This window comes from Brevundimonas pondensis, assembly GCF_017487345.1.
Lineage (GTDB): Bacteria > Pseudomonadota > Alphaproteobacteria > Caulobacterales > Caulobacteraceae > Brevundimonas > Brevundimonas pondensis.
In genome coordinates this window covers 1,709,223-1,735,540 of the sequence record NZ_CP062006.1, presented here as the reverse complement: position 1 = coordinate 1,735,540, position 26,318 = coordinate 1,709,223, and the positions used below count along the sequence as shown (strand labels likewise).

The window sequence follows — 26,318 nt, the reverse complement described above, 5'->3', positions numbered from 1 at the left end:
GTGAGGACCTCAGCCTATGCAGGCGACCGTCGAAAAGCAGAGAGACGCCACGACGCGTCGCGTTCTGCCCCCGCATCTGCGCCGGCTTGAGGCCGAGGCGATCGAGATTCTGCGCGAGGTGGCGGCGACGGCGCGTAACCCGGTCATGATGTATTCGATCGGCAAGGACTCGGGCGTCCTGCTGCACCTCGCGGCCAAGGCCTTCTATCCGGGACGGCCGCCATTTCCGCTGCTGCACGTCGATACGACGTGGAAGTTCCGGGACATGATCACCCACCGCGACCATGTGGCGGGCCTCTATGGCGCGCGCCTGCTGGTCCACACCAATCATGAAGCCCTGGCGCGCGGGATCAGCCCGATCACCTCGGGATCGTCGGCCCATACCCAGGCGATGAAGACCGACGCCCTGAAGCAGGCCCTGGACCTGCACGGCTTCGACGTCGCCATCGGCGGCGCGCGGCGTGATGAGGAGAAGTCGCGGGCCAAGGAGCGCATCTTCTCTTTCCGAGGCGCGGACCACAGCTGGGACCCGCGTCGCCAGCGGCCTGAGCTGTGGCGGTTGTGGAACTCCAACCTGGGGCCGGGCGAGAGCCTGCGCGTCTTCCCCCTGTCGAACTGGACCGAGCTGGACGTGTGGGAATACACCCAGGCGGAGGGCATTCCGGTGGTGCCGCTCTATTTCTCGGCTCTGCGCCCCGTGGTGGTGCGCGAAGGCGCCCTGATCGTGCGCGATGACGAACGGTTGCCGTTGCGCGAGGGCGAAACGCCCGAACTGCGCCGTGTCCGTTTCCGATCCCTGGGCTGCTATCCGCTGAGCGCGGCTGTGGAATCCGAGGCTGAAGATCTGGACGCCGTCATCCGCGAGTTGCGCGTCAGCCGCCAGTCGGAACGTCAGGGGCGCTTGATCGATGCCGACGAGACCGCCTCGATGGAGCGCAAGAAGCGCGAGGGCTACTTCTGATGGACGGCGCCGTGACGGCCTTCACCGGGCGGACGCATCGCCCGAACCGCGACCTGTTGCGCTTCCTGACCTGCGGCTCGGTGGACGACGGAAAGTCGACCCTGATCGGGCGGCTGCTGTTCGAGACGGGCCAGGTGCCCGAGGATCAACTGGCGACGCTGGAACGCGACTCGCGCCGGTTCGGCACCGATGGGGCCAACCTGGACTACGCCCTGTTGTTGGACGGACTGGAGGCCGAGCGCGAGCAGGGCATCACCATCGACGTGGCCTATCGCTATATGTCCACGCCGCGCCGCAGCTTCATCATCGCCGATACGCCGGGACACGAGCAGTACACGCGCAATATGGCCACCGGCGCCTCGACCTGCGATGCGGCGGTCGTGCTGGTCGACGCCGCCAAGGGCATCACGGCCCAGACCGCGCGCCACAGCCGCATCGTCGCCCTGTTCGGCATTCGCCATGTCATCCTGGCGGTCAACAAGATCGATCTGGTCGCGGATGATCCTTCGGTCTTCGAGGCGATCCGCGCGGCCTATGCCGACCTGGTCGCCGACCTGGGTTTCCGGTCGGTTCTGGCCATTCCGGTCAGCGCGCGGCGCGGCGACAACCTGACGGCGCCCTCGGCCGCCACGCCCTGGTATGACGGGCCCAGCCTGATCCAGGCGCTGGAAGACCTGCCGGTAGCCGACACCGGGATCGCCCGGCCGTTCCGTATGTCGGTCCAATACGTCAACCGTCCCGACGCCCACTTCCGCGGCTATGCCGGGACCATCGCCTCGGGCGAGGTGAGGGTGGGCGACGCTCTGGCCGTCTGCCCCGGCGGGCGGACGGCGACCCTGGCGCGCATTCTGTCGGGCGATGTCGAGGTGACGCAGGCCCAGGCCGGGGACGCTGTCACCCTGGAGCTGGCCGAGAGCGTGGACGTGGCGCGCGGCGATGTCCTGGCCCTGGCCGACGACCGACCCGCCGCCTCTGATCGTCTGAACGTCCGCCTGCTTTGGATGGGGGATCAGCCCTTTGATCCAGCGAGGCGTCATCAGGTCAAGCTGGGCGCCCGGACCCTGCCTGCGCGGCTGACCCTGGCGAACGGCGCCGCGACCCTGGCGGCGAACGAGGTGGCCGATGGTCTGCTGAGCCTGCCCTCGGCTGTGGCGGCTGACGCCTTCCGCGACGACCCGGCCCAGGGCGCCTTCGTTCTGATCGACCGGGGCACGGGCGTCACGGTGGCGGCGGGCGTGATCACGGACGTCCCGGATCACACGGCCCATATCCATCAAAGCCCCGTCGCCGTATCGCGCCAGGCCCATGAACTGCTGAACGGCCATCAAGGCGGCGTCGTCTGGCTGACCGGCCTGTCGGGCGCGGGCAAGTCCACGGTGGCTCAGGCCCTGCAACAGAGCCTGCACGGGCGCGGCTGCCGCACGGTCCTGCTGGACGGCGACAACCTGCGTCACGGCCTCAATCGCGATCTCGGCTTCTCTGACGCCGATCGGGCCGAGAACGTGCGTCGGACGGGGGAGGCGGCCCGACTGTTCGCCGAGGCCGGCGTCATCGCCATCTGCGCCCTGATCTCGCCGCGTCAGGCGGACCGCGACGCCGTACGGGCCCGCTTTGACGGGGGGCGCTTCGTCGAGGTCTTCGTGGACGCCTCGCTGGAAAGCTGCCGGGCGCGGGATCCCAAGGGGCTCTATGCGCGGGCCTCGGCCGGGACCATCCCAGGATTCACCGGGATCGCCGCCCCTTACGAAGCGCCCAGCGCGCCCGATCTGACCCTGGCCACTGAACAGCTGTCGCCGTCGCTGGCGGCGGAGACGGTGCGTGGCCTTCTTGAGGAGCGCGGCTGGCTTTAGGCCGCCGCCCGGACTGGAACTCCAACGTGACCTATCTCGTCACCGACGCCTGCGTGAAGTGCAAGTTCATGGACTGCGTCGAGGTCTGCCCCGTGGACTGCTTCTACGAGGGCGAGAACTTCCTCGTCATATCGCCCGACGACTGCATCGATTGCGGCGTGTGTGAACCGGAATGCCCGGTCGATGCCATCGTGGCGGACACCGAGGACACGCCGGACGGCAAGTGGCTGACCATCAACGCCGACTACGCCAAGGTCTGGCCCAACATCACGGTCAAGGGCGAGCCGCCCGCCGATCGTGCAGACTATGAGACTCAGGCCGGCAAGTTCGAGAAGTATTTCAGCCCCGAGCCAGCTTCCCGGTCTTTGACATGATGATCGACTGCTGGGGCGAGGGCAGGAACTATCTTGAGCCGCGCGCCAGGAAGGTAGGCAGCAGGTTCGCCACGACCCTGCGACCGGCGTCATCGGGCTGATCCAGCATGTTTCTCAGCGGAGGTCCGATCAACGCCTCGCCAAACGCACTCAGGGCGATGAAGAGTACGGCGGAGCCGATCCGTTCCCGGGCCTGGCCGTCGTCACCCATCTTGTCGCAAATAGCCTCAACGAGATCGCGTACCGCCGTCCGAACCGGTTCCAGATGAGAAAGGTCGCCTGACAGTGCAATCCATGCCGCCAGTCTTCCGGCGCCTCCTTCTGCAAAGGCGTCGAACACGGCGTTGACCAATTCAAGCGGCGCGCCGTCATCGGTACGCAATCGCGCCACGGCGGCGTCGAGCGCCTGATTAAGGTCCGCCACCATGGAACCCATCAGCGCCGACTGAAGTCCTGCGGCCGATCCGAAGTGATGGATGAGATTGGCATGGGTTACCCCGATGTCTGCCGCCACGGCGGACAGCGTCACCGCATCCGGCCCGCCCGACAAAAGCAGCGCACGCGCAGAAACAACAGCTTCCTTTCGCGCTTCTTCGGGCGACCGACGGCGTCGGCGCGGTTTGTCGAGCTTTGTAATTGACATGATTGTAAATGACACTAATGTAGATAGCGTGTCGTTCTAGGCTTCCGTGGAGGAACCCGCAAGTGTCAGTCGCCTTTGCGATCCCTGCGCAGTCGGGCGCATTGTCTGATCGGAACCCGACGCGTTCAACATCATCTCGCCTGCAGCCTGGACGTGCCTTGCGCGCGATGCGGCGACTGGTGGCTGACAAGGACGACACGGAGCAGGTGTTCGAGATCATGAACGCCCTTTCAGGCCGCTCGCCGGACTGGGGCTATGCACGTATGCTCACAACGCCTGAGGGGGGAGTTCAGGCTTATCGTCGGGTCGAGTTGGCTGACCACCTTCAGGATCGCGTCTGGTTGGCGCAGTTCGCGCCAGGATCGGTAGGGGCCGCCTATCTGGCCTTTATTGATGCGGAGGATTTCTCCGCCTACGGCCTGGCGGATGAAAGTCGCAAGGTGACTGACAGCGAGATCGAGGCTGCGCATCCTCGCGCCTGGTATGCGCGGAGGCTGCGGGACGTCCATGACATCTGGCATGTGCTTACCGGCTATCGTGCAGACGCTCTGGGAGAGGCGTGTCTTGTGGCCTTCTCCTTGCCGCAAACCCGCAGCGCCGGCTTTGGCCTGATCGCTACCGGGATAGCCCTTCAGTTCATGCGGGCGCGTACGGGCTACCCATGTGCACGCGCGGTTTTGAAAGCGTGGCGGGATGGTCGACGAGCAGCCTGGTTACCCGGCGAAGACTATGAGCAGCTTTTGGCGGAGCCGCTGGTAGAGGCCCGGCGTCGGCTCGGGATTGCGACCCCTGTCATCTACCAGCGCGTGCCCCCATCGCTCTGCAACGCCTATCACGGCGGCAAGGGGTAGGTCGGCGCGGCTGTCGGGGCCGCAAGCTTTTCTGAATGTCCGGGCTCTGGAGCTCAATGAAGCGGGTCGCGATTGCGCCCGGCGACGGGGAAATTCAACCTTATGCTGATCTTGATTGGCGCACTGGCCCTGGGGGCCTTCTTTCTGACCCTCATGCAGGCGCGAATGGCAGTGTGGACCGTGGCCGTCTTTGCCTGGATCGCAGCGGCCTGGGTTCTGGAAGCAGTCCCGCCGACGATGGCGGCGATCATGACCGTGGTCGTCGCGCCGGTACTCCTGCTGCTGACCCTGACGCCGCTGCGCCGCGCCATCCTGTCACGTCCGGCCATGGCGGGTTTCCGTCAGATCATGCCGAAGATGAGCCCGACCGAACAGGCGGCGGTCGAGGCGGGCAATGTCTGGTGGGACGCCGAACTGTTCGCGGGCAAGCCCGACTGGAAGCGGTTGCTGGCCACGCCGGCGCCGAGGCTGACCGCCGAGGAGCAGAGCTTCCTCGACAACGAGGCCGAGCATCTGTGCGACCTGGCCAACGACTGGGAGACCACCTCGGTCTGGCAGGACTTGTCGCCCGAGGCCTGGGCCTACGCCAAGGACAAGGGCTTCCTGGGGATGATCATTCCCAAGGCCTACGGCGGTCTGGGCTTCTCGGCCTATGGTCACAGCCAGGTGATCCAGAAGCTGTCGACACGCTGCTCGGCGGCGGCGGTCTCGGTCATGGTGCCCAACTCGCTGGGCCCCGCGGAGCTGCTGCTGCACTACGGCGCCGAAGACCAGAAGAACCACTATCTGCCGCGTCTGGCGCGCGGCGAGGAAATTCCCTGCTTCGCCCTGACCAACCCTTACGCCGGGTCTGACGCCGCCTCGATCACCGACACGGGCGTGGTCTGCAAGGCGATGTGGAACGGGCAGGAGACGCTCGGCTTCCGCATCAGCTGGCGCAAGCGCTACATCACCCTGGCGCCGGTCGCGACGGTGTTGGGCCTGGCCTTCCGAGCTGCCGATCCCGACGGCCTGCTGGGCGATGAGGCCGAGCCGGGCATCACCTGCGTCCTGATCCCGCGCGACCATCCGGGGGTCAATATCGGACGCCGCCACTGGCCGCTGAACGCCGTCTTCCAGAACGGCCCGACCAGCGGCGACGACGTCTTCGTGCCGATGGAGATGGTCATCGGCGGGCGCGAGCAGGTCGGTAACGGCTGGCGGATGCTGATGGAATGTCTGGCCGCGGGCCGGGCCATCTCCCTGCCGTCGTCCAATGTCGGCATGTCCAAGCTGGCCGTTGGCATGGTCGGGGCCTACGTCGCCATCCGTCGCCAGTTCAACCAGCCCATCGGGGCCTTTGAAGGCGTGCAGGAGGCTTTGGCCCGGATGGCGGGCCATCTCTACGCCTCGGACTCGGTGCGGCGTCTGGCGGCGGCGGCGCTGGACCAGGGCGAGAAGCCTTCGGTCGTCTCGGCCATCGCCAAATATCACGTCACCGAGCGCGCCCGCATCATCATCAATGACGGCATGGACGTCGTCGGCGGCAAGGGCGTCTGCATGGGGCCGGGCAACTTCCTGGCCCGCGCCTATCAGCAGATTCCGGTCGCCATCACCGTCGAGGGCGCCAACATCATGACCCGCACCCTGATCATCTATGGTCAGGGCGCCATCCGCTGCCATCCCTATGTCCTGACCCTGATGCGGTCGGCGGGCGACGGCGAGCTGAAGACCTTTGACGCGGCCCTGTTCGGCTATGTCGGCTTCCTGTTCCGCAACATGGCGCGGGCCCTGACGTTCAGCCTGACGGGCGGTCTGCTGATCGCCGCGCCGTCGGGGGCGGAGCCGCAGCTGAGGCGCTATTTCCGCGCGGCCACTCGCCTTTCGACCCTGCTGGCGCTGGCGTCGGACCTGTCGATGGCCACGGTCGGCGGCGCCTTGAAGCGCAAGGGGGCCATGACCGGGCGGATGGGCGACATCCTGTCCCAGCTCTTCATCCTGTCCAGCGTGCTGAAGCGGTTCGAGGACGAGGGCCGTCCGGCCGAGGACCTGCCCTTTGTCCACTGGGCGGCCCAGGACGCCCTGGCGCGCGCCGGGACGGCGTGGCGCGACCTGCTGGCCAACCACCCGAGCCGGGGCGCGGCCCTGTTCCTGAAACTGGTCGGGGCGCCGTTCGGGCTGCGGACGCCCGCGCCGGATGACGCTTGCGCCGCCGCCGTCGCCGGTCTGATCCAGACGCACGGCCCGGCGCGCGACCGCCTGACCGCCGGGTCGTGGACGGCGCGGATCGAGGTCGATCCCATCGCCGCCACCATCGTCGCCTTTGACCTCTATCCGCAGGTCGAGGCCGTCGAGCGGCGGCTGAAGGACGCCATTCGTGCGGGCCGCATCGCCCGCGCGCCGCAGAACCTGACCCTGCTGAACGCCTGGGCGATCCAGGCCGAGGACCTGGGCCTGATCGACGCCGAGGAGCGCGCCCTGATCGCCCGCTTCGCCGCCTATGCCGATCAGGCAATCCAGGTCGATGACTTCGCGCCGGACTTCGACATGGCCGCCGGGCTGGAGCAGCGACAGGCGGCGGAAGCCGCGCCCCGCAAGACGACGAAGAAGGCGGCCTGATGAGCGACCGGTATCTGGACTTCGCCAACTCGGGCGTCGGCGGCTGGCTGACGGGGGCCCTGGGCCTGCCACGCCCGGCGCCTTTGCAACGTCGCGCCGAGGCGGGGGCGGGGCTGGTCGGGCCTTTGCTGTTGGGGCCGGACGGGAATGGGCGGTTGGCGGCGATCCTCGGACGGCTGGCCGGGGCGGCGGGTCAGAAGACCCACGCCGCGTGGTCCCCCGACGTGCGCTATGGCGGGCTGGTGTTCGACGCCTCGAACTGCGTCGACGCGGCCTCGGCCCAGGGGCTCTATCGCTTCTTCCATCAGGCCATCCGTTCGGTGGCCGAGCATGGCCGCATCCTGGTGATCGGCACGCCGCCTGAGCTGATGGCCGACGTAGGGGGCGAGGCGATCCAGCGAGGCTTGGAAGGCTTTGTCCGCTCTCTGGCCAAGGAGGCGCGACGCAGCATCGCCGTCCACATGCTCTATATCGCGCCGGGGGCGGAAGGCGCTGCCGAAAGCACGCTGGAATTCCTGCTGTCGCCGCGGTCGGCCTATGTCTCGGGCCAGCCGATCCGCGTGGGCGCCGGCGTGGCCGGCGTCGATCAGGCGGGTCACAAGGGACGACGCGTTCTGGTCACCGGCGCCTCGCGCGGCATAGGCGAGGCCATCACCCGCCTGTTCGTCGCCGAGGGGGCGCAGGTCGTCGCTCTGGACGTGGCGGGAGCGGTGGAAGGGCTGTCAGCCCTGAAGGCCGGGCTGGGCGTCGAGACCTTGGCGCTGGACATCACGGCGCCGGACGCCGCCGAGAGCCTGCTGGCCGATGCTCTGGCGCGTGGGGGCTACGACGTGGTGATCCATAATGCGGGCATCACCCTCGACCGTACCATCGCCCGCATGGAGCCGCGCGAGTGGGACAGCGTCATGGCGGTCAACCTGACGGCGCCCCTGGCCATCACGCGGACCCTGGTCGAGGGCGGGGGGCGACGTCCCAACGGGCGGATCGTCGCCGTTTCCTCGCTGAGCGGCATCGCCGGCAACATGGGGCAGAGCAACTACGCCCTGTCGAAGGCCGCCTGGATCGGGGCGGTGCGGCGGTTGGCGCCGCAGCTGGTGGAGCAGGGGATCACCATCAACGCCGTGGCGCCCGGCTTCATCGAGACCCAGATGACCGCCGCCATTCCCTTCGCCATCCGTGAGGCCGGGCGGCGCATGAACAGCATGGGGCAGGGCGGTCATCCGGCCGATGTGGCCGAGACGATCGCCTGGCTGGCCGATCCGGCCTCGGGCGGGGTCAACGGCCAGGTGGTGCGGGTCTGCGGCCAGAGCCTGCTGGGCGCATGACGGCGGCGATCGAGCGTTTCGACGCGCCCCTGTCGGGGGCGGCGGTGGTCGGCGGGGCGCTGCGGGGCATGGTGCGGGCCAAGGGCGGTGAGGCGGTTCTGCCGCAGCGCGTCTTGCAGCGCGAGGTCGGGCTGGAGGCCGAGGCCGTGAGCGCCTGCGCCCGGTTGTGCGGCTTCGCCTCGGAACAGGGCGTGCCGATCACCGCGCCGCACATCCTGGCCTTTCCGCTGCAGATGCGGTTGATGCTGGGAGCGGACTTTCCCTATCCGGCCATGGGGTTGGTGCATCTGCATAACCGCATCCGCCAGTACGCGCGGCTGAATATCGGCGATCGGCTGACGCTGACGGCGAAGGCGGGGCGGTTCCTTGCCCACGACAAGGGGCAGGCCTTCACGCTGGAGACCACGGCGACGCGCGACGGCGCGACAGCGTGGGAGGGAACGAGCGTCTATCTGCGGCTGGGGCGTCCCGGTCAGGGCGATCCGGCCCCGGTGCTGGCGGGCGACGAGGCTGACCGGCTGGTCGAGGCCTGGACCCTTCCGGCCGATCTGGGCCGTCGCTATGCGCGGGTTTCGGGCGACGCCAATCCGATCCACACCTCGGCTATGGGGGCGCGGCTGTTCGGCTTCCGCCGCGCCATCGCCCACGGCATGTGGACCAAGGCGCGAGCCGTCGCCGCCCTGTCGCCGTTGGCGCCGCTGGACGCCGCCGAGGTCGAGGTCGCCTTCCGCGCGCCGCTGTTCCTGCCGGGACAGGCGGGGCTCTATGTGGGCTCGGCCGGAACAAGCCGTGATTTCGAGGTGCGCGACGCTGCCGCCGCCCGCGCCCATCTGCGGGGTCGGTTGACCCTTTCGCCTGAGGATTCTGTTGCATGCTGACCGCTTCCGCCCCGCGCCGGGTCGCCATTCTGGGCGGCAACCGCATTCCCTTCGCGCGGTCCAACACCGCCTATGCGGAAGCCTCCAATCAGGAGATGCTGACGGCGGCGCTGCAAGGTCTGGCTGACCGTTACAACCTGCACGGGCTGCGGCTGGGCGAGGTGGCGGCGGGGGCGGTGTTGAAGCTGTCGCGCGACATCGCCCTGACGCGCGAGAGCCTGTTGGACACCACCATCGGTCACGACACCCCGACCTATGACGTCAGTCAGGCCTGCGGCACGGGGCTGGAGGCGGCCATTCTGGTGGCCAACAAGATCGCCCTGGGCCAGATCGAGGTCGGCATCGCCGGCGGGGTGGACACCACCTCGGATGCGCCGATCGGATTGAACGAGAAGTTCCGCAAGGCCCTGTTGGCGGCCAACCGTGAGAAGACCACCGGCGGGCGCATCAAGGCCCTTCTGGGCGCCGGTCTGACTGCCCCCTTCAAGCCCGAGCCGCCGCGCAACGCCGAGCCGCGCACCGGCCTGTCGATGGGCGAGAGCTGCGAGCAGATGGCCAAGCGCTGGGCCATTCCGCGCGAGGATCAGGACGCCTTGGCCGTGGCCAGCCACCGCAACGCCGCCGCCGCCTGGGAGGCCGGGCTGTTCGACGATCTGGTCACGCCCTTCCGGGGGCTGGAGCGCGACAACAATCTGAGACCCGACATCGACCCGGCCAGACTGGCGACGATGAAGCCGGTGTTCGACCGCGCCAACGGCACGCTGACGGCGGCCAATTCCACGCCCCTGACCGACGGCGCCTCGACCGTGCTGCTGGCCAGCGAGGACTGGGCGAAGGCGCGCGGCCTGCCGGTGCTGGCTTACCTGCGCACTGGCGAGACGGCGGCGGTGGACTTTGTGAAGGGCGACGAGGGGCTGCTGATGGCGCCCGCCTATGCCGTGCCGCGCATGCTGGCCAAGCTGGGTCTGACGCTTCAGGAGTTCGACCTTTATGAAATCCACGAGGCCTTTGCGGCTCAGGTTTTGTGCACGCTGAAGGCGTGGCAGGATGAGGACTACGCTCGCACCCGTCTGGGGCTGGATCGGGCGCCGGGGGCCATCGACATGAGCAAGCTGAACGTCAATGGCGGTTCGCTGGCGGCGGGACATCCGTTCGCGGCGACCGGCGGGCGCATCCTGGCCAATCTGGCGACCATGATTGACCGGCGCGGCGGCGGGCGCGGCCTGATCTCGATCTGCGCGGCGGGCGGTCAGGGCGTGGTGGCGGTGGTGGAAAAATGACCGATCTGGCCGTCGAAAGCGCCGCTTCAGCCGAGGCGGACCGGCTGTGGGCCGAGCGGTTCTGGACCGCCCATTATCGCGCGGGCGTGCCGGCGCGGATCGACGACGAACTGGCGCGCTGGACCTCGGTGCAGCAGATGTTCGAGGCGGACTCGCGCCGCTTCGCCGAACGGCCCGGCTATGTCAGCCTGGGCACTGCCCTGACCTATGGCCAGGTGCTGACGGCGGCCAAGGCCTTCGGGGCCTGGCTGCAATCCATCGGCGTCCTGCCCGGCGACCGGGTGGCGCTGATGATGCCCAACAGCCTGCAATATCCGACGGCCCTGTTCGGGGTCCTGTTCGCCGGCGCCGTGGTGGTCAACGTCAACCCGCTCTACACGCCGCGTGAGCTGCAGCATCAGCTGAAGGACAGCGGCGCGGTGGCCATCGTGGTGATGGACATGTTCGCCAGGACGCTGGAGCAGGCGCGCGAGGGGACGCAGGTCCGCCACGTCGTCGTCACGTCGATGGGCGACATGATGCCGGGCCTGAAGGGCGTCGCCGTCAGTGCCATGATGCGCCATGTGCAGAAGCTGGTTCCGGCTTACCGCCTGCCGGGCGCGCATCGCTGGAAGCCGATGATGCGGCGGGCGCGGCGCCTGACGCTGAAGCCGGTCGAGACGAAGCCTGAGGACATCGCCTTCCTGCAATACACCGGGGGCACGTCGGGGGTGACCAAGGGGGCCATGCTGACCCACCGCAACATCCTGGCCAATACGCTGCAGGGCCGCGCCTGGGTGCTGGATCAGATCGATCAGGGCGAGGTGATCGGCAACGTCACCATGCTGCCGCTCTATCATATCTTCTCCCTGACGGCGAACCTGATGATGTTCACCGGGGCGGGGGGGCGCAACATCCTGATCGCCAATCCGCGCGACGCCAAGCGGGTGGAATGGATCCTGCGCAAGGAGCGTTTCGTCGGCATGACGGGGCTGAACACCCTGTTTTCCAGCCTGCTGAAGACCGAGGCGTTCCGCAATCGCGACTTCTCGGACCTGAAGCTGACCATCGCCGGGGGCATGGCGACGCAGAAGGTGGTGGCCGAGGAATGGGAGGCGGTGACGGGCGCGCCGCTTGTCGACGGCTACGGCCTGACGGAGACCTCGCCGGTGGTCTGCATCGGGCGGGTCGATCTGGCCAACCCCGAGACCATGGGCTTTGACGGCACGGTCGGCTTGCCGGTGCCCTCGACCGAGGTGCGGATGCGCCGCGACGACGGCAGCTGGGCGGGGATCGACGAGCCAGGCGAGCTGTGCGTGCGCGGGCCTCAGGTCATGTTGGGCTACTGGCAGAGGCCGGACGAGACGGCCAAGGCCATTTCGGCGGACGGCTGGCTGGCCACGGGCGACGTCGGGGTGATGCAGGCCAATGGCCGGGTGCGGCTGGTGGACCGGATCAAGGACATGATCCTGGTCTCGGGCTTCAACGTCTATCCGGGCGAGATCGAGGACGTGGTGGCGTCGCACCCGCTGGTTGAGGAGGTGGCCGCCGTCGGCGTGCCCGATCCGGTCCAGGGCGAGAAGATCAAGATCGTCGTCGTGCCGCGCTCGCCCGAGCTGACGGCTGAGATGCTGATCGCCCACTGCCGGGCGCAGCTGACGGCTTACAAGACGCCGCGTCTGGTCGAGTTCAGAACTGAGCCCCTACCCAAGACGCCGGTCGGCAAGGTGCTGCGGCGCGAACTGCGCTGAGGTTTAGGCGGTTTTCGGCGTCGCCTGCGGTGAGCGCATGCGTGTGATCAGCAGGCCGAAGACCGCCGCCAGGGGGAACATCAGCATGCCATAAACCGCGGCGGGCAATGACATGTCGGGGACCATCAGCACCGACTGGGCGATGACGATGGCCAGGGTGGCGTTGTGCAGACCGACCTCGAAGGCGCTGGCGATCGACTGTTCACGGTTGATGCGGAAGAGGCGCGGCACGACGAAGCCTATGCCCAGGCTGAGGACGCAGAAGCTGACGACAATGCCGGCCAGGGCGATGAAGTCGTTCTTCAGCACAGCGAAGTTGGACACGACCGCGCCTGCGATCACCAGGGTCAGGATAATGACCGAGGCCAATCGCACCGGCCTGTCCATGGCGTGGGCGAAGCCGGGCTTGAAGCCACGCACAAGCATGCCCAGACAGACAGGGGCCAGGACGATCATGAAGACCTCGATGGTCTTCTTGAGTTGCAGCCCCACCGTCATGTCGCCCGGCTGGAACCAGGCGATCGATAGGTTGACGATCACCGGCAAGGTCAGGACCGCGATGACCGAATTGATCGCCGTCAGGCTGATGTTCAAAGCCACGTCGCCACGGAAAAGGTGGCTGTAGAGATTGGCCGTGGTGCCGCCAGGCGAGGCCGCCAGCAGCATCATCCCGACCGCCAGAACCGGCGGCAGGCGGAACAGCAGCACCAGGCCGAAACAGATGGCGGGCAGGAGCAGCAGCTGACAGATCAAGGCGATGGCGACCGCCTTGGGGCGCTTGCCGATGCGGGCGAAGTCGCCGGGCGTCAGGTCCAGCCCCAGCCCGAACATGATGACGCCCAACGCGACCGGCAGACCGATCATGGCCAGAGGTGAATCCATGGTCTTTCCTCCCCCGAGAAACCTCAGACCTGACCGGCGAGAGCGCGCCCCGCCGCCCGGCCCGAGAAGATACACCCGCCCAGGAAGGTGCCTTCCAGCGCATTGTAACCATGCAATCCGCCGCCGCCGAAGCCCGCAGCCTCGCCTGCGGCGTATAGTCCCTCGAACGGTGTGCCGTCGGCCTTCAGCACCTGACTCGACAGATCGGTCTGAAGCCCGCCCAGCGACTTGCGTGTCAGGACGTGCAGCCTGACTCCGATCAGCGGCCCGGCCCTGGGGTCCAGCAGCCGGTGCGGCGTCGCCGTGCGCGCGAGCTTGTCGCCCAGGTAGCGGCGGCTGTTGTGGATGCTCATGATCTGGAAATCCTTGGAATAGGGATTGTCCATCTGGGCGTCGCGATCTTCGATCTGCTGACGGACCAGGGCTGGGTCCAGCAGGGGGCGTTCGGTCAGGCTGTTCATTCTGGCGACCAGGGTCTCCAGATCGTCGGCGAAGACGAAGTCCGCGCCCTTGTGCTTGAAAGCGTCCACCGCGGGCGGCGCGCCCTTGCCCAGACGCGACATCAGGACCTTCAGCAGGTTGCGTTCGGTGATGTCGAGGTTCTGCTCGGACCCCGACAGGGCGAACTCCTTCTCCAGGATTTTCTGGCTGACGATGAACCAGGAGTGGTCGTGCCCGGCCAGATCCGGCGTCGTCCGCAGGTGCTTCAGCGTGGCCATGGTGTCGTGGCCCGGCAGGGCGGGGGCGGGCAGTTGCCGTCCCAGAGCGTCCAGCCACAGGGGCGACGGGCCGGGCAGGATGCGGATGGCGTGTTGGGGCCAGACGGGAGCCCAATTCTGCACCCCCTCGACGTAGTGCCACATGCGGTCGCGGTTCACGAGCCGCGCCCCGGCCTCGCCAGCGATGTCCAGCAACCGCCCATCGACATAGGCGGGCACGCCGGTGATCATCGACCTCGGCGGCGAACCCAGTCGCTCGGGCCAGAAGCGCCGCACCTTGTCATGGTCGCCGCCGATGCCGCCCGAGGCGAGGACGACGGCCTGCGCCCTGAGGGTGAAGCTCCCGATCACGTCGCGGTTCGAGGGCGCGCCGCGCGGCGCCGGGTCCGGCGCCAGGACTGCGCCCGACACCCCCGCGATGCGTCCGCCTTCGACCAACAGGTGATCGACGCGGTGACGGTGGTGGAAGGTCAATCGCGCGCTTTCAGCAGCCTCCCGCGCGCGGGAGGCGAACGGCTCTGATACGCCCGTCCCCGTGCCCCAGGCGACGTGAAAGCGCGGGACGGAATTGCCATGGCCGAACGCTTGTCCGGCGCCCCGCTCGGCCCAACCGACCATGGGAGTCAGGCTGATGCCATGCTGTTTCAGCCAGGATCGCTTTTCGCCCGCAGCGAATTCGACATAGGCGCGGGCCCATCGCACCGCCCATTCGTCCTCGGCCAGCCGCCCCTCCAGCCGGTCCCATCCGGCGCTGCCCTGCCAGTCGCGCCACGCGAGGTCGAAGCTGTCGGATAGGTTCAGTCGCCTTTGTTCAGGAGAATCCACCAGAAACAAACCGCCGAACGACCAGAAGGCCTGGCCGCCGAGATTGGCCGGGTTTTCCTGATCAACCAGCGCAACTCTTCGCCCCCTCCGGGTCAGTTCATGCGTGGCGACAAGCCCGGCCAAGCCTGCCCCCACGACAATAACATCTGCATCCATTTTCGCCTGATCGCACCATGATGATCGTTGTGGAAAAGAAGCGTTTCCCTAGCCGACATGATTGTCAATATGTATTGACAGACGAGTGAATAGTCATGATCGTGGCTTCAACCGACGGCGGATCCGCCCCGCCGAACGGAACTCATCAGGCGGATTGGAAACGATCAGGCGATCGCGTCGGGGGACGCGAGCCGCTTCAGGGGAGGGTAATCCATGGCTTTATCAGCCAGTGTTCGTGCGCGCCTGGGCGTTACCGTGTCTGCCGCAACCTTGTTGTTGGCTTCCGGGTCCGCCTGGGCTCAAGCGGGCGGACAGTCGTCGCCGCAGGGCGCTGATCAGGCGACGGCTGTGGATGACATCATCGTCACGGCGCAGAAGCGTGAGGAATCGATTCAGGACGTGCCGATCGCCGTTTCGGCTTTTTCGGCCGAGAACCTGGATGCGCTCAAGATCGAGGGCGGGTCGGAGCTGGTTCGGGCCATACCGAACGTGACCTTTTCCAAGGCGAACTTCAGCATGTATAATTTCTCGATCCGCGGGATCGGGACCAAAGCGATTTCAGCCAGCAGCGACCCTGCGGTGGCGGTGAGCTTCAACAACAGCCCCCTGATCCGCAATCGCCTGTTCGAGCAGGAATATCTGGACGTTCAACGGGTCGAGGTCCTTCGCGGACCCCAGGGCACGCTTTACGGTCGCAATGCGACCGGCGGCGTCGTCAACATGATCCCGAGGCTTCCGGACGATGTTTTCGAAGGCGTGGTCAAGGGCGAAGTCGGAAATTACAATAGCCGGCGCATGTCGGCCATGGTCAACCTGCCGATCACGGAATCGTTTGGCGTGCGCCTGGCGGGCTCTTCGACCAAGCGTGACGGATTTGACTACAACAGCTTCAACGACACCAAGGTCAACGACCGCGATATGTGGTCGACCCGCTTTTCTGCGGCGTGGGAACCGAATGATCGCTTCCGCACCAATCTGATTTGGGAGCATTTCGAGGAAGACGACCAGCGTTCCCGAACGGGCAAGCAACTATGCACTACCGATCCGGGCCCAAGTCGGGTTGGCACGGTCAATATCACCTCGTCGGTGATACAGAACCGCCTGAGCCAGGGGTGTCTTCCCGGATCCCTGTATAGCGATGCCGCCTACGGCGTGCCAAACGGCGGGGCCTTCGCTCATGTCTTCCTGGCGTCGCTGTCTTTCGGAGATAATGCGCAAGGTGTGCCCGTTCAGGCTGTGCCTCTGGGCACCGACCCCTATGCAGGACTGACCCAGTCGCGAAACCTGCGAGAAATTGCGACCAGCTACGACCCTGTTTTCAGGGTGAAGAATGATGTCGTCCAGTTCAACATGGAGTTCGACATCAGCGATCAGCTGAAGCTGATTTCGCAAACGGCCTATTCGGAGGACAACTACTATTCCTCTCAGGATTACAATCGGTTCGTTTCGAATCCGATCTTCAACAGCACGGATGGGCTATTCGATTCCCTGAGGCAGCCGATTATCGGCCCCTCAGCCTTGCCTGGCGGCTACTACACCGACCCGCAACTGGGCACGTCGAACCGAATGGTGTCGGTCGATCTGAGCCGTTCGGACAACCGGCAATGGTCGCAGGAGTTGCGCCTGCAGTCCGATTTTGAGGGACGTTTCAACTTCAGTATTGGCGCCAACTATCTGGATTTCAAATCTCAAGACGATTATTACGTTTTCAACAACCTTTTTACATTCCTGGCTGAATATTATTACAATAATGCTGTTGGACTTCCGTCCAATCAGGGGCGGCAAAAGCTTCTGTGCACGCCGCAGGCGACCAAGGAATGTGTGTATGTCGATCCGACGTCGATCGATAAGCTTGCAGGTGACGGTCACAACTATTTCCGCAGCAAGAACGTCATCCATACGCGTTCGTGGGCCATATTCGGTGAGGCCTATTGGGACATCTCGCCGGACATGCGCCTGACGGCCGGTCTGCGTTACACTGACGACCGCAAGGTCAGCACGCCCTATCCAAGCCAACTGCTGCTTGGCGCCGACCGCGGCAATCCCGGCCCCTCCTCGGGCGGCTATGTCAGCCGTGGCTATCCCGCGTTGCCCGATATCGATCAGCGATGGGACGCGGTGACGGGACGGTTGGTATTGGACTGGAAGCCGGTGACGCCGTTCACCGACGACACCCTGGTTTATGCGTCGTACGCACGCGGCTACAAGGGCGGCGGCGCCAATCCGCCGCGGGTCGATATCAACCCTCAGGTTATCCAGTACCAGCCGTTGGCCGAGACCTTTGAGCCGGAATACGTCAACGCCTTTGAAATCGGGATGAAGAACTCGCTCTATGACGGCAAGGTCCGTCTGAACGCGACGGCCTTCTACTATGACTACACCGATTATCAGGTGTCGCAGATCGTCGATCGTATCTCCCTGAATGAGAACTTTGATGCTCGCAGCATGGGACTGGAGCTCGAGACGGTGTTCCAGCCCACGCGCAATCTCCGCATCGACGCCAACCTCGGCTATCTGAAGACCCGGATCGGAGACGGTGAAGGTTCAATCGACGTCATGAACCGTACCCAGGGCAATGCTGACTGGATGGTTTTGCGGCCCTGGCTGCAGGTACCGTCCAATTGCGTCGCGCCGACAAAGCATGTGCAAACCATTCTTTCGCGGCCCTTCCCGGACAATCTTAAGACAGGGGCTTTGCAGGCTCTCTGCGGCGGTTCTTTGAGAACCGGAACCTTTGATCCCAACTACACATCCAGCGTTCCCTTCTGGCGGCTCTTTGGTTTCACCTATGATCCATTGACCGAAGCCCCCAACGGGGGGCGAGGGTTCGAAGCCGATCTAAGCGGCAATGAACTGCCCAATTCGCCGAACTGGACCGCGAATATCGGGGCTCAGTACACCTTCTTCCTGGGGGATTGGGATCTCACAATCCGTGGCGACTACTACTACCAGGGCAGCAGCTATGCGCGTGTTTACAACACTGAGTACGACCGTCTGAGGTCATGGGACAACGCCAACCTGTCGGTGACGCTGGAGCGCTCTGATGATGGTCTGGTGTTCCAGGCATACGTCAAGAACCTGTTCGACAAGACGCCGATCACCGATGCCTTCACCAACAGCGACGACACCGGCCTGACCACCAATGTTTTCACTCTGGACCCGCGGCTCGTGGCGTTCAGCGTTTCCAAGCGCTTCTAGCGCCAGCGAATCCGAAACGGGCCGTCGTCCGCGACCAAAACCGGATGACGGCACGCTCACCGCCCCTCCCGAAAGGGTTGGGCGGCGCTGCTGGTTTATCTTGCTATCCAATTGAATTATTTAAATAATTCAATTTGACTCTCCTAACTTTTGATAGTTGCATCAGCTCAGCCTCAATGAGAGGTTGCAATGGGAGGAAGATAAGATGTTGAAGAGTGCTTCTATTCTGTCCGCCGCCGTTCTGGCCGTCGCTGGCCTGGCCGGTCCCGCCGCGGCTCAGTCGATCAGCCCGGCTGGTGCGTCGTTCACGCTGAGCGGCAATCTGACGCTCCAGCAGTCGACCACCGTGAAATGCAATGTTTCGCTGTCCGGCGTCGTGGCGTCGGACGGCAAGTCGGCCCGGATCACCTCGGGCAGCTTCAGCCCGGGTCCGGACTGGCAGTGCGGCTTCCTGGTGAACCCCTCGGGCTTCGACTGGGTCATCACTCCCAACGGCGGATCGTCGATCACCATTACCGGCATCGGCGCCAGCTCGATCCTGGGTAGCTGCAACGGCACCATCACCACCAACTGGACCAATGGCACGCCGAGCAGCGTCAGCTTTGCCGGGTCGGTGATCCCCGGTTCGCCGAACAACTGCACGATTACCGGAATCCTGAACAGTTCGCCGTCGTTGACGGTGTCCTGAGACGGTTCATGGCGCGGTCGCAATACGACCTCTCCATACCTGACTTCGCCGGGGGCCCGCGGGCCTCCGGCGTTTCTCGCTTTCAGGCAGGTTCAGCGGCCGTGACTTTGTGCGGAGTTTCGAAAGCTTATGGCGCAGGTTCGTCCCGAACGCCGGTTCTTCATGAGGTGTCGCTGAATATCCCGACCGGGAGTTTTGCCGCGATCGTTGGTCCGTCAGGATCCGGAAAAAGCACCTTGCTGAACCTCATCGGTCTTCTGGACAGGCCCGATGGAGGGGAGGTGCATCTGGGTGGCCAACACGTGGCTTTTCGGGATTCAACGGAGGCGGCGCATCTACGTGGCCGTTTGATCGGGTTTGTCTTTCAGTCCTTTCAGCTGCTTCCGCGCCTGACTGCATGGGAGAATGTCGCCTTGCCGATGCTGCACGCGGGCGTGCCTCGCATCGAGCGACGCAGACGTGCGCTGGACTTGCTGGCGAGCGTAGGTCTTGCCGGGCGCGTCGAGCATCGCCCGCCTGAATTATCCGGGGGGCAATGCCAGCGCGTGGCGGTGGCGCGGGCGTTGGCTTGCGATCCCGGTTTGATATTGGCGGATGAGCCTACGGGGAGCCTCGATACAGCTTCAGGGGGCGCTGTCATGGAGCTCTTGCGCGATCTGAATCGCCGCCAGGGCACGACCGTGATCATGGTCACGCACGACATGTCGCTCGCGGAGACTTGTGACGTCATGATCGAGATTCGTGATGGACGCGTCGTGCCCCAGGACGAGGCGAGCGCGTGAAGAGGGGCGTGAGGCTTTCCGATCTGTTTGCCGAAGCGGCGAGAAACCTGAGCGGGCAGGGGGTGCGCTCCCTCCTGGCGCTGTTGGGCGTGGTAATCGGATCAGCAGCCATCGTCGCCCTTCTGAACCTGGGTCATATGGCGCAGGAGGAGACTCTGAAGCGCTTTCGGCAAACCGGCGTCGACATGCTGCAGTTGCAAGCGCAGCCGGCAGGGCCGGCGTTGTTGGGGCTGGATCTTGAGCAACTGGAGCTTGCAGGCGCCGCTGAACCAGGCGTGCTGCAGATCACTCCCCTGGCCACGACGCGAACATTGGTGCGTTTCGGGGCAAGTCATGTCGAGGCCATGGTCGCGGCAACGCCGCCGGCAATGGCGAAGGTCGCCGGTTTGCATGTGGTCCGCGGGCGTTTGCTCGGGGACATCGACGACTGCGGCTCGGCCGTACTGGTCGGAGAGCAACTGGCGAACCAGTTGTCGACGCCTGGTCAGGCGATGGCGCCAGGCGCCCTTATCATGGTGGGCGGGTACGGGTTTACCGTCGTGGGGGTGCTTGGGCCGACACCGATGGAGGCTCTGAGTCCCGTTGACTATAATCAGGCTGTCGTCATGCCGTTGGCCTGCTCCAGACGCGTGATGGCCGGACCGGATGCGACAGCCGCCTTGGTCCGACTGCGGCTGGATGCTGATCCCGAAAAGGTGGGCCAAAGCCTCGTCGCGCGATTGACCCGTCCCGGTCTCGGGGTTCAGGCGCGCGACGCGCGCGCCATGATCCGGGCCATGAAGACGCAGGCCGCCGTACATTCGCGCCTTCTGACGGCGATCGGAGGGATTTCGCTGCTTGTGGGCGGCATAGGCGTGATGAACGTCATGCTGATGACCGTCATGGAGCGGCGCCGTGAGATCGGACTGCGCTCGGCTATGGGCGCGACGCCGATGGACATTCGTCTGATGTTCCTGATCGAAGGCATGGTGCTGTCACTGGGGGGCGGGCTTCTCGGCGCCCTGTTAGGCCTGGCGGCGACCGCTGTCGTCGCGAAGGCTTCCGGCTGGGAGTTCGTCGTGGCCTTGTGGATCCTGCCGCTGGGGCCAGGCATGGCCGCCGTCGTGGGCCTGATTTTCGGATTGTACCCGGCGATCGCGGCATCGCGTATTCAACCGATTGAGGCGCTACGTGCGGATTAGGGCGGTATTGTCTGCGGTTCTGGCTTTCATGGCGGTTTTGGCGAGTGCACGCGACGCCTCGGCCCTACCGCGTCTGGACATGGTTCCGCGAGGGATAGCCGGCGTGCCGTCGCCTGTCGCCGCTCCAGTGCCAGGCGGCATGTCCCTGGGGGTGAGCCTGGAAGAGGCGGTGGCTCTAGGTTTGCGACAGAACCGCACGATCCGCGCGGCCTATCTGCAACGCGCTGTTGAACGCTTCGATCTTCACGTCGCTGAACGCGCTTTCGTGCCTGTAGGCAACGTTGCGACAGAGGTAGTGCGTCGTCGTGATGGCAACGGCGACATTGACGTCGAAATGTCTGTTTCGCCCAGCGGACGCTGGCGGTCCCCGCTAGGCGCATCGGCGAGTTTCGTCTGGGATCGTCGCGAAACCATTGACGGTGGAACTGGCGGCGCAAGGGAAAATCTCTCGATCCAATTGCGTCAGCCCTTGCTCAAGGGCGCTGGTTGGGACGTGAACATGGCGCCAGTGCGCATTGCGCGTCTGCAGGAAGACATCAATCGGCTGCGGCTCAAGGCGACCGTTTCCGACACGGTGACGGCGGTCGTGTTTGCTTACCGCTCCTTGATCCAGGCACAGGAACAGGTGCGCCTGGCTGAATTGTCGCTTGAAAGAACTCGTGCCTTGTTGGCCACGAACAGGATGCTGGTGGAGGCTGGTCGCATGGCGGCGGCTGACATAGTGCAGACGGAGTCGGGAGTGGCGAACCAGGAAGTCGCGCTGCTGGACGCGCAACGTCGCCGGGCGACGGCTCAGGTAGCCTTGATGCGCTTGCTGGCCCTGGACCCGCGAACCAATGTTGTGGCGACGGATGATGTTGCGGCGCAACGGGTGGATGTCGATCTGGAACTCGCCATCGATCTGGCCTTGCAGGCCCGCGCCGACATCCTGGCGCAGCGCAAGTCAATCGAGCAGATGAGGCAGGCATCGATTGTGACGCGCAACAGTCGCCTGTGGGATATTTCAATCGTAGGGTCGCTCAATCGTCTGGGAGGCGATTGGGGGCCGGGCGTGCTGGATGGGCGTACGGAACACGCCATCGGTCTGCGGCTGGATATTCCTATCGGTGACTATTCCCCCCGCAGGGCTGACCTTGCCGCGACCACGAGCTTGCGAACCGCCGAACTCTACTACGAAGACCTGACGGCGGCTGCCGAAGCCCAGATTCGTGACGCCGTGCAAACGGCGGATAGCGCCTGGCGCCAGCTGGAGGCCGCGCGACGAGCTCGTGACCTGGCTGAACAGGCCTTGTCTTTGCAGCAAGAGAAGTTGCGCGTGGGGCGCGCCTCGAACTTTGAAGTCCTGTCGTTTCAATCCGATCTGCGTGCGGCAGACATTCAGGAGTTGTCGGCGCGGATCGCCTATTTGAACACCTTGACAGCGCTGGATCAGCAGATCGGGAGCACGCTTGAGACATGGCGCATTTCTTTGAACGACTAGGATCTAGATCCGGAAGACGACTTCTATTCGCCGGATTGACGGTGATTGTGATCGGCTTGTTCGCGTTGGGTTTGACGCGCAAGGGTGGAGCGGATGCCGGGCCCGCGACCGAGCAGAGTATGGTGGTTGCTCGCGCGCCATTTGTCCTTTTTTCCAACTTCGCCGGTCGTATTGTTCCGGGCGAAAGGTTCGACGTAACCGCTCCCTTTGACGCGAGGGTTGAAAGACTACGCGTCGCCTACGGGGATCGTGTGGAAGCGGGACAGCCCCTGATCGAACTGAACTTCGGCGACGCGAGACGGGGTCGTGCGCAAGCTGAGATCGCTCTGCTCAGGGCTGAATCCGACTCAGAAAGAATGAGGAATTGGGAACAGGGACCGGAAGTGTCACGCGCGGAGCGCGCCGTGGAGGCCGCAGAGGCGGACCTGAGCGACACGCAGTCCAAGTTGGACGAAACCCGGTCTCTTCTTGACAGAGGCTTGGTGCCCCGGAGTGAGCATGACGCCCTGATGCAGCAACGAAGACAGCGACAGGCCGCACTTGTGGCGGCGCGTGACGACCTGAAGCGGGCGATAGCCCGAGGCCAGAACGGAGAAAGGCGGATCGCCTTGCTGCAACGCGAGATGGCTCATGACCAGTATGTCGAAACGACGGGGGTTTCGGGCGGCATCATACGGGCGGCCGGGACGGGTGTGCTGGTTCGTCCGGACGAAGGTGGAGCGGCTGAGCAGCGTGCGCTCCACGCCGGCGCTCGCGTGGCGGAAGGGCAGCTATTGGGGGTGATCGCCAGTACGACCGGGCTGGACGTGATCTTCAAGCTGGACGAGGCTGACCTGGCCCTGGTGAAGGCAGGGCAAAAAGCCATGGTGAGCGGCCCGGGGTTTGGAGGCAGCGTCCTGGCCGGAATGGTCAGCAGTATTGGCGGTGAGGCGGAAACTGCAGCCGGCGGTGGCAAGGCCACGTTCGAGGCGCGCATACGGCTGGACCCTCTGTCAGAACCTGCAGCACGTGAGGTGAGGATCGGCATGACGGCGAACATCGTTATCATGACCTATGAGAACCGAGACGCGATAACTGTGCCGCCTCAGGCAGTCCTGGGAGGAGCCCCACAGGCACATGTCTTGGTGCGAGCCAGATCGGGTTCTGCGTCCGAGCGCCGGGCGGTGACGATCGGCAAGGTGGGGCCGTCGGCCGTGGAGATACTGTCAGGACTCCGTGCGGGTGAGACCGTGGTCTGGGCTGTGGCTCCGCCTCAGGCCCCGTAGAGCGCTGCTGCAAAATGCATCGCATAGGGACAAGCCGTCTTGTCCAGGACGCATCACCTTCACCCTGGCTTGGCTTTGCCGTCGTCTGCGCGACATCGACGCCGACTAGGGCTCCCTCGACCTTCAAAGGGGGATGCGATGATGAAATCCGTGGCGAACAAGGCTGGCCTGCTGGCGGGCGCGGCGATTCTGGGCCTGACGGCGGGCGGAGCCGCCCAGGCGCAGGAACATGTAGCGACAGTGGACGATATCATCGTCACCGCCCAACTTCGCGCCCAGGACCCGATCGAGGTGCCCTTCGCGCTGACGGCCTATAGCGGCCAGTTCCTGGAGAACCTGGGGGTTCAGGAGTTCGAGCAGCTGTCAGCCTTCGTGCCGGGCTTCCTGGTGCAGAACCAGTCGCCGAACAATCCGGGCTTTGTCATGCGCGGCATCACCTCTGACTCGGGCGCAGCCACGGCCGAGCCGCGCGTCTCGGTGTTCCAGGACGGCGTGTCGATCTCCAAGTCGCGCGGCTCCTATGTCGAACTGTTCGATCTGGAGCGGATCGAGGTGGCCAAGGGGCCGCAGTCGACCCTGTACGGTCGCGGCGCCCTGATCGGAGCGGTCAACCTGGTGCAGAACCGCGCCCGACCGGGCCAGTTCGACGCCGAAATGCGGGCCGAGGTCGGGGACTACGGCTATCGCTCGGCCGAGGGCTTCGTGAACGCTCCGGTGGGCGATAACGCCGCCCTGCGTCTGGCCACGCGGATGAAGACACGCGACGGCTCGGTCGAGAATTTGCTGGGCGGCGAGGACTTCAATGGTATCGAGACCCAGGCCTTCCGTCTTTCCGGCGTCTGGACGCCGAGCGACACCCTGCGCGCCGACTTGATCGCCAACTATCAGACCGACTCCGCCACCGGCACCTCGTTCAAGTCCATCGCCTATGATCCGGCCGACCCGACGACGGGTGCGGTGCTGGGCGGTCGCGCGCCCTGGGAAGGCGCGGCCCTGACGCCGGGCGCTGCCTTCGACGGCGGCAAGAGCTTGGGCCTGGACCGCAAGGTCTGGGGCGTGACGGGGCTGGTGAAATGGACCCTGACGCCGTCGCTGTCGCTGAACTCGACCACGGCCTATCGCCAGTTCGACTCCTACGAAACCTTTGACGCCGACGGTCTGTCGCTGCCGCTGCTGACGGCGGCGGAAGAGGCCTATGGCGAGCAGTGGAGCCAGGAGCTTCGCCTGAACTGGGACAACGGCGGGCGCCTGTCTGGCTTCGCCGGCGCCGGCTGGTTCCGCGAGGAAGGCTATCAGCGCACGCCGACCCAGTTCGACGAGCGCATCGCTCTGGCCCAACTGGCCGGACTGCTGGACGGCTCGCCCACGGCGGTCGGCCACAACACCCTGCCCATCTCGGCCTATCCGACCGTGGCGACCCAGTTCCTGCAGGCGACGCTGACGCCGCTGGGAGCGGGGGCTCTGGCCGCGCCGATCGCGGGCAACCTGAAGTCGACCCATATCGAGATCCCGATCAACAGCGCCGAACTGACCTCCTGGGATCTGTTCGCCGATCTGACCTTCAAGGCCACGGATCGCCTCGAGTTCGCGGGCGGGGTCCGCTACACGCGCGACGACAAGACCACGGGCTACGCCAGTTCGGTCGCCAACGGCCGTTCCATCGCGGGCGGGCTGCTGGCGGTGCTGCAGGGCGCCGTGCCGCCAGCCCAGGTGCCGGCGCTGCTGGGCGGCCTGGCCAATCCGAACGCGGTCAACCTGCCGGCCTCGGTCCTGCCGCTGTTCGGCCTGACGGCGCAGCCGACCGCCAACAACGGAGACTTCGTCTATGGCGACCATGAAGACGACGGCTTCACATGGCGTCTGACGGCCCGTTACGCCCTGTCTGACGACGCCAGCCTCTACGCCAACTATGCGCGGGGCCGCAGACCCGAGGTTCTGAGCGTCAGCGGTCCGGCCGCGCCGCTCGGCGCCCCGACCTTCAACGTGATCGAGGCCGAGACGGTCGACAGCTTCGAGGTGGGCGCCAAGGCGGCGCTGATGGACGGTCGCCTGCGTCTGGACGGCGCGGTCTTCCACTACGCCTACGAGAACTTCCAGACCACGGTTCAGGAAGGCACACGCTTCATCACCACCAATGCTGGCGAGGCCAGCGCCTATGGCTTCGAGGGGCAGGTCTTCTGGGCCGCCGCCGAGAACTTCGACCTGTTCGGCACCTACGGCTACAACCACTCGCGCTTCGAGGCGGGTCTGTATGACGGCAATCGCTTCCGCCTGTCGCCGGATCACATGGCCTCGATCGGCGCGATTTGGCGTCTGCCGGTCGCGGGCGGCGCGGTCGAGGTCCAGCCTAGCTACACTTGGCAGTCCAAGGTCTTCTTTGACGACAATAACGACATCCCGGCCCTGCAGACCCAGAACTTCGTCGCGGACCTGAACCAGGACGAATACCAGGACAGCTATGGTCTGCTGAACCTGCGGGTTCGCTACGCCCCGGCCTCGGGGAACTGGGGCGTCGAGGCCTTCGGCGACAACCTGCTGGACGAGGAATACATCAAGGACGCGGGCAATACGGGCGATGCGCTCGGCCTGCCGACCTTTATCGCCGGACGCCCCGCCAGCTACGGCGTGGCCTTCACCGTCCGCTACTGAGGA

General features: G+C 65.5%; 19 protein-coding genes. 16 read left to right on the top strand and 3 right to left on the bottom strand.

Translation table 11 applies throughout. The features are described from left to right. Positions 1-16 precede the first annotated feature (16 nt). Genes cysD through fdxA form a run of 3 tightly spaced genes read left to right on the top strand, consistent with a single transcriptional unit; the run spans position 17 to position 3,185 of the window. Positions 17-961 (top strand): sulfate adenylyltransferase subunit CysD, encoded by a 945-nt coding sequence (gene cysD / locus IFE19_RS08575; protein WP_207827221.1) that lies wholly within the window; start codon positions 17-19, stop codon positions 959-961. Further along, the gene (cysC, locus tag IFE19_RS08570) at positions 961-2,811 is read left to right on the top strand and encodes an adenylyl-sulfate kinase (RefSeq protein ID WP_207827220.1); all 1,851 of its coding nucleotides are present in this window, start codon (positions 961-963) and stop codon (positions 2,809-2,811) included. The genes cysD and cysC overlap by 1 nt, the downstream gene beginning before the upstream one ends. A 26-nt stretch (positions 2,812-2,837) precedes the next feature. Then, on the top strand, positions 2,838-3,185 hold the full coding sequence (fdxA, locus tag IFE19_RS08565; protein ID WP_207827218.1) for a ferredoxin FdxA: 348 nt from the start codon (positions 2,838-2,840) through the stop codon (positions 3,183-3,185). A gap of 28 nt (positions 3,186-3,213) precedes the next feature. Here fdxA and IFE19_RS08560 read toward each other — a convergent pair whose 3' ends face one another. Next, the gene (locus tag IFE19_RS08560; protein WP_207827216.1) at positions 3,214-3,828 is read right to left on the bottom strand and encodes a TetR/AcrR family transcriptional regulator; all 615 of its coding nucleotides are present in this window, start codon (positions 3,826-3,828) and stop codon (positions 3,214-3,216) included. A gap of 179 nt (positions 3,829-4,007) precedes the next feature. Between IFE19_RS08560 and IFE19_RS08555 the strand changes: the two genes are divergently transcribed. The 6 genes from IFE19_RS08555 to IFE19_RS08530 all read left to right on the top strand — a co-directional run bounded on the left by IFE19_RS08555 (position 4,008) and on the right by IFE19_RS08530 (position 12,490). After that, positions 4,008-4,679, top strand: a complete 672-nt coding sequence (locus tag IFE19_RS08555) for a Coq4 family protein (protein WP_318780471.1) — start codon at positions 4,008-4,010, stop codon at positions 4,677-4,679. A 102-nt stretch (positions 4,680-4,781) separates the two neighbouring features. Further along, complete coding sequence (locus IFE19_RS08550) at positions 4,782-7,277, top strand: acyl-CoA dehydrogenase (protein WP_207827213.1); 2,496 nt, start codon at positions 4,782-4,784, stop codon at positions 7,275-7,277. Further along, positions 7,277-8,602 (top strand): 3-oxoacyl-ACP reductase, encoded by a 1,326-nt coding sequence (locus IFE19_RS08545; protein WP_207827211.1) that lies wholly within the window; start codon positions 7,277-7,279, stop codon positions 8,600-8,602. Before IFE19_RS08550 ends, IFE19_RS08545 begins: the two co-directional genes overlap by 1 nt. Further along, positions 8,599-9,480, top strand: a complete 882-nt coding sequence (locus tag IFE19_RS08540) for a MaoC family dehydratase (protein WP_207827209.1) — start codon at positions 8,599-8,601, stop codon at positions 9,478-9,480. Before IFE19_RS08545 ends, IFE19_RS08540 begins: the two co-directional genes overlap by 4 nt. Then, positions 9,474-10,760 (top strand): acetyl-CoA C-acetyltransferase, encoded by a 1,287-nt coding sequence (locus IFE19_RS08535; protein WP_207827208.1) that lies wholly within the window; start codon positions 9,474-9,476, stop codon positions 10,758-10,760. Before IFE19_RS08540 ends, IFE19_RS08535 begins: the two co-directional genes overlap by 7 nt. Continuing rightward, positions 10,757-12,490 (top strand): AMP-binding protein, encoded by a 1,734-nt coding sequence (locus IFE19_RS08530; protein ID WP_225910466.1) that lies wholly within the window; start codon positions 10,757-10,759, stop codon positions 12,488-12,490. Before IFE19_RS08535 ends, IFE19_RS08530 begins: the two co-directional genes overlap by 4 nt. A 3-nt stretch (positions 12,491-12,493) precedes the next feature. Here the strand turns inward: IFE19_RS08530 and IFE19_RS08525 are convergent, their stop codons facing one another. Beyond that, a complete protein-coding gene (locus IFE19_RS08525) occupies positions 12,494-13,372 on the bottom strand; it encodes a bile acid:sodium symporter family protein (RefSeq protein ID WP_207827207.1) in 879 nt (292 codons plus the stop codon). A 23-nt stretch (positions 13,373-13,395) separates the two neighbouring features. Continuing rightward, positions 13,396-15,039, bottom strand: a complete 1,644-nt coding sequence (locus IFE19_RS08520) for an FAD-binding dehydrogenase (protein WP_263972823.1) — start codon at positions 15,037-15,039, stop codon at positions 13,396-13,398. Between the two features lie 246 nt (positions 15,040-15,285). Here IFE19_RS08520 and IFE19_RS08515 point away from each other — a divergent pair, with 246 nt between their 5' ends. The 7 genes from IFE19_RS08515 (at position 15,286) to IFE19_RS08485 (ending at position 26,315) form a co-directional block, all read left to right on the top strand. Next, positions 15,286-18,270 carry a TonB-dependent receptor gene (locus IFE19_RS08515; protein WP_207827205.1) on the top strand — a complete coding sequence of 995 codons (2,985 nt, stop codon included), beginning with the start codon at positions 15,286-15,288 and terminating at the stop codon, positions 18,268-18,270. A gap of 205 nt (positions 18,271-18,475) precedes the next feature. After that, the gene (locus IFE19_RS08510; protein ID WP_207827204.1) at positions 18,476-18,958 is read left to right on the top strand and encodes a protein activator of alkane oxidation PraB; all 483 of its coding nucleotides are present in this window, start codon (positions 18,476-18,478) and stop codon (positions 18,956-18,958) included. 101 nt (positions 18,959-19,059) lie between these two features. Beyond that, the gene (locus IFE19_RS08505; protein WP_225910490.1) at positions 19,060-19,740 is read left to right on the top strand and encodes an ABC transporter ATP-binding protein; all 681 of its coding nucleotides are present in this window, start codon (positions 19,060-19,062) and stop codon (positions 19,738-19,740) included. 8 nt (positions 19,741-19,748) lie between these two features. Continuing rightward, entirely contained in the window at positions 19,749-20,921 is a 1,173-nt protein-coding gene (locus tag IFE19_RS08500) for an ABC transporter permease (RefSeq protein ID WP_225910465.1), read from the top strand. Between the two features lie 139 nt (positions 20,922-21,060). Next, complete coding sequence (locus IFE19_RS08495) at positions 21,061-22,401, top strand: TolC family protein (RefSeq protein ID WP_225910464.1); 1,341 nt, start codon at positions 21,061-21,063, stop codon at positions 22,399-22,401. After that, positions 22,377-23,666 (top strand): efflux RND transporter periplasmic adaptor subunit, encoded by a 1,290-nt coding sequence (locus tag IFE19_RS08490; RefSeq protein WP_207827200.1) that lies wholly within the window; start codon positions 22,377-22,379, stop codon positions 23,664-23,666. The genes IFE19_RS08495 and IFE19_RS08490 overlap by 25 nt, the downstream gene beginning before the upstream one ends. A 141-nt stretch (positions 23,667-23,807) precedes the next feature. Continuing rightward, positions 23,808-26,315: a TonB-dependent receptor gene (locus tag IFE19_RS08485; protein ID WP_207827499.1), complete on the top strand. Its 2,508-nt coding sequence runs from the start codon at positions 23,808-23,810 to the stop codon at positions 26,313-26,315. Positions 26,316-26,318: the final 3 nt, after the last annotated feature.

Coding starts and splice junctions, on each gene's coding strand:
- cysD (WP_207827221.1), top strand. CDS start 17: ATGCAGGCGACCGTCGAAAAGCAGAGAGACGCCACGACGCGTCGCGTT.
- cysC (WP_207827220.1), top strand. CDS start 961: ATGGACGGCGCCGTGACGGCCTTCACCGGGCGGACGCATCGCCCGAAC.
- IFE19_RS08560 (WP_207827216.1), bottom strand. CDS start 3,828: ATGTCAATTACAAAGCTCGACAAACCGCGCCGACGCCGTCGGTCGCCC.
- IFE19_RS08550 (WP_207827213.1), top strand. CDS start 4,782: ATGCTGATCTTGATTGGCGCACTGGCCCTGGGGGCCTTCTTTCTGACC.
- IFE19_RS08545 (WP_207827211.1), top strand. CDS start 7,277: ATGAGCGACCGGTATCTGGACTTCGCCAACTCGGGCGTCGGCGGCTGG.
- IFE19_RS08540 (WP_207827209.1), top strand. CDS start 8,599: ATGACGGCGGCGATCGAGCGTTTCGACGCGCCCCTGTCGGGGGCGGCG.
- IFE19_RS08535 (WP_207827208.1), top strand. CDS start 9,474: ATGCTGACCGCTTCCGCCCCGCGCCGGGTCGCCATTCTGGGCGGCAAC.
- IFE19_RS08530 (WP_225910466.1), top strand. CDS start 10,757: ATGACCGATCTGGCCGTCGAAAGCGCCGCTTCAGCCGAGGCGGACCGG.
- IFE19_RS08525 (WP_207827207.1), bottom strand. CDS start 13,372: ATGGATTCACCTCTGGCCATGATCGGTCTGCCGGTCGCGTTGGGCGTC.
- IFE19_RS08515 (WP_207827205.1), top strand. CDS start 15,286: ATGGCTTTATCAGCCAGTGTTCGTGCGCGCCTGGGCGTTACCGTGTCT.
- IFE19_RS08510 (WP_207827204.1), top strand. CDS start 18,476: ATGTTGAAGAGTGCTTCTATTCTGTCCGCCGCCGTTCTGGCCGTCGCT.
- IFE19_RS08495 (WP_225910464.1), top strand. CDS start 21,061: ATGTCCCTGGGGGTGAGCCTGGAAGAGGCGGTGGCTCTAGGTTTGCGA.
- IFE19_RS08490 (WP_207827200.1), top strand. CDS start 22,377: ATGGCGCATTTCTTTGAACGACTAGGATCTAGATCCGGAAGACGACTT.
- IFE19_RS08485 (WP_207827499.1), top strand. CDS start 23,808: ATGAAATCCGTGGCGAACAAGGCTGGCCTGCTGGCGGGCGCGGCGATT.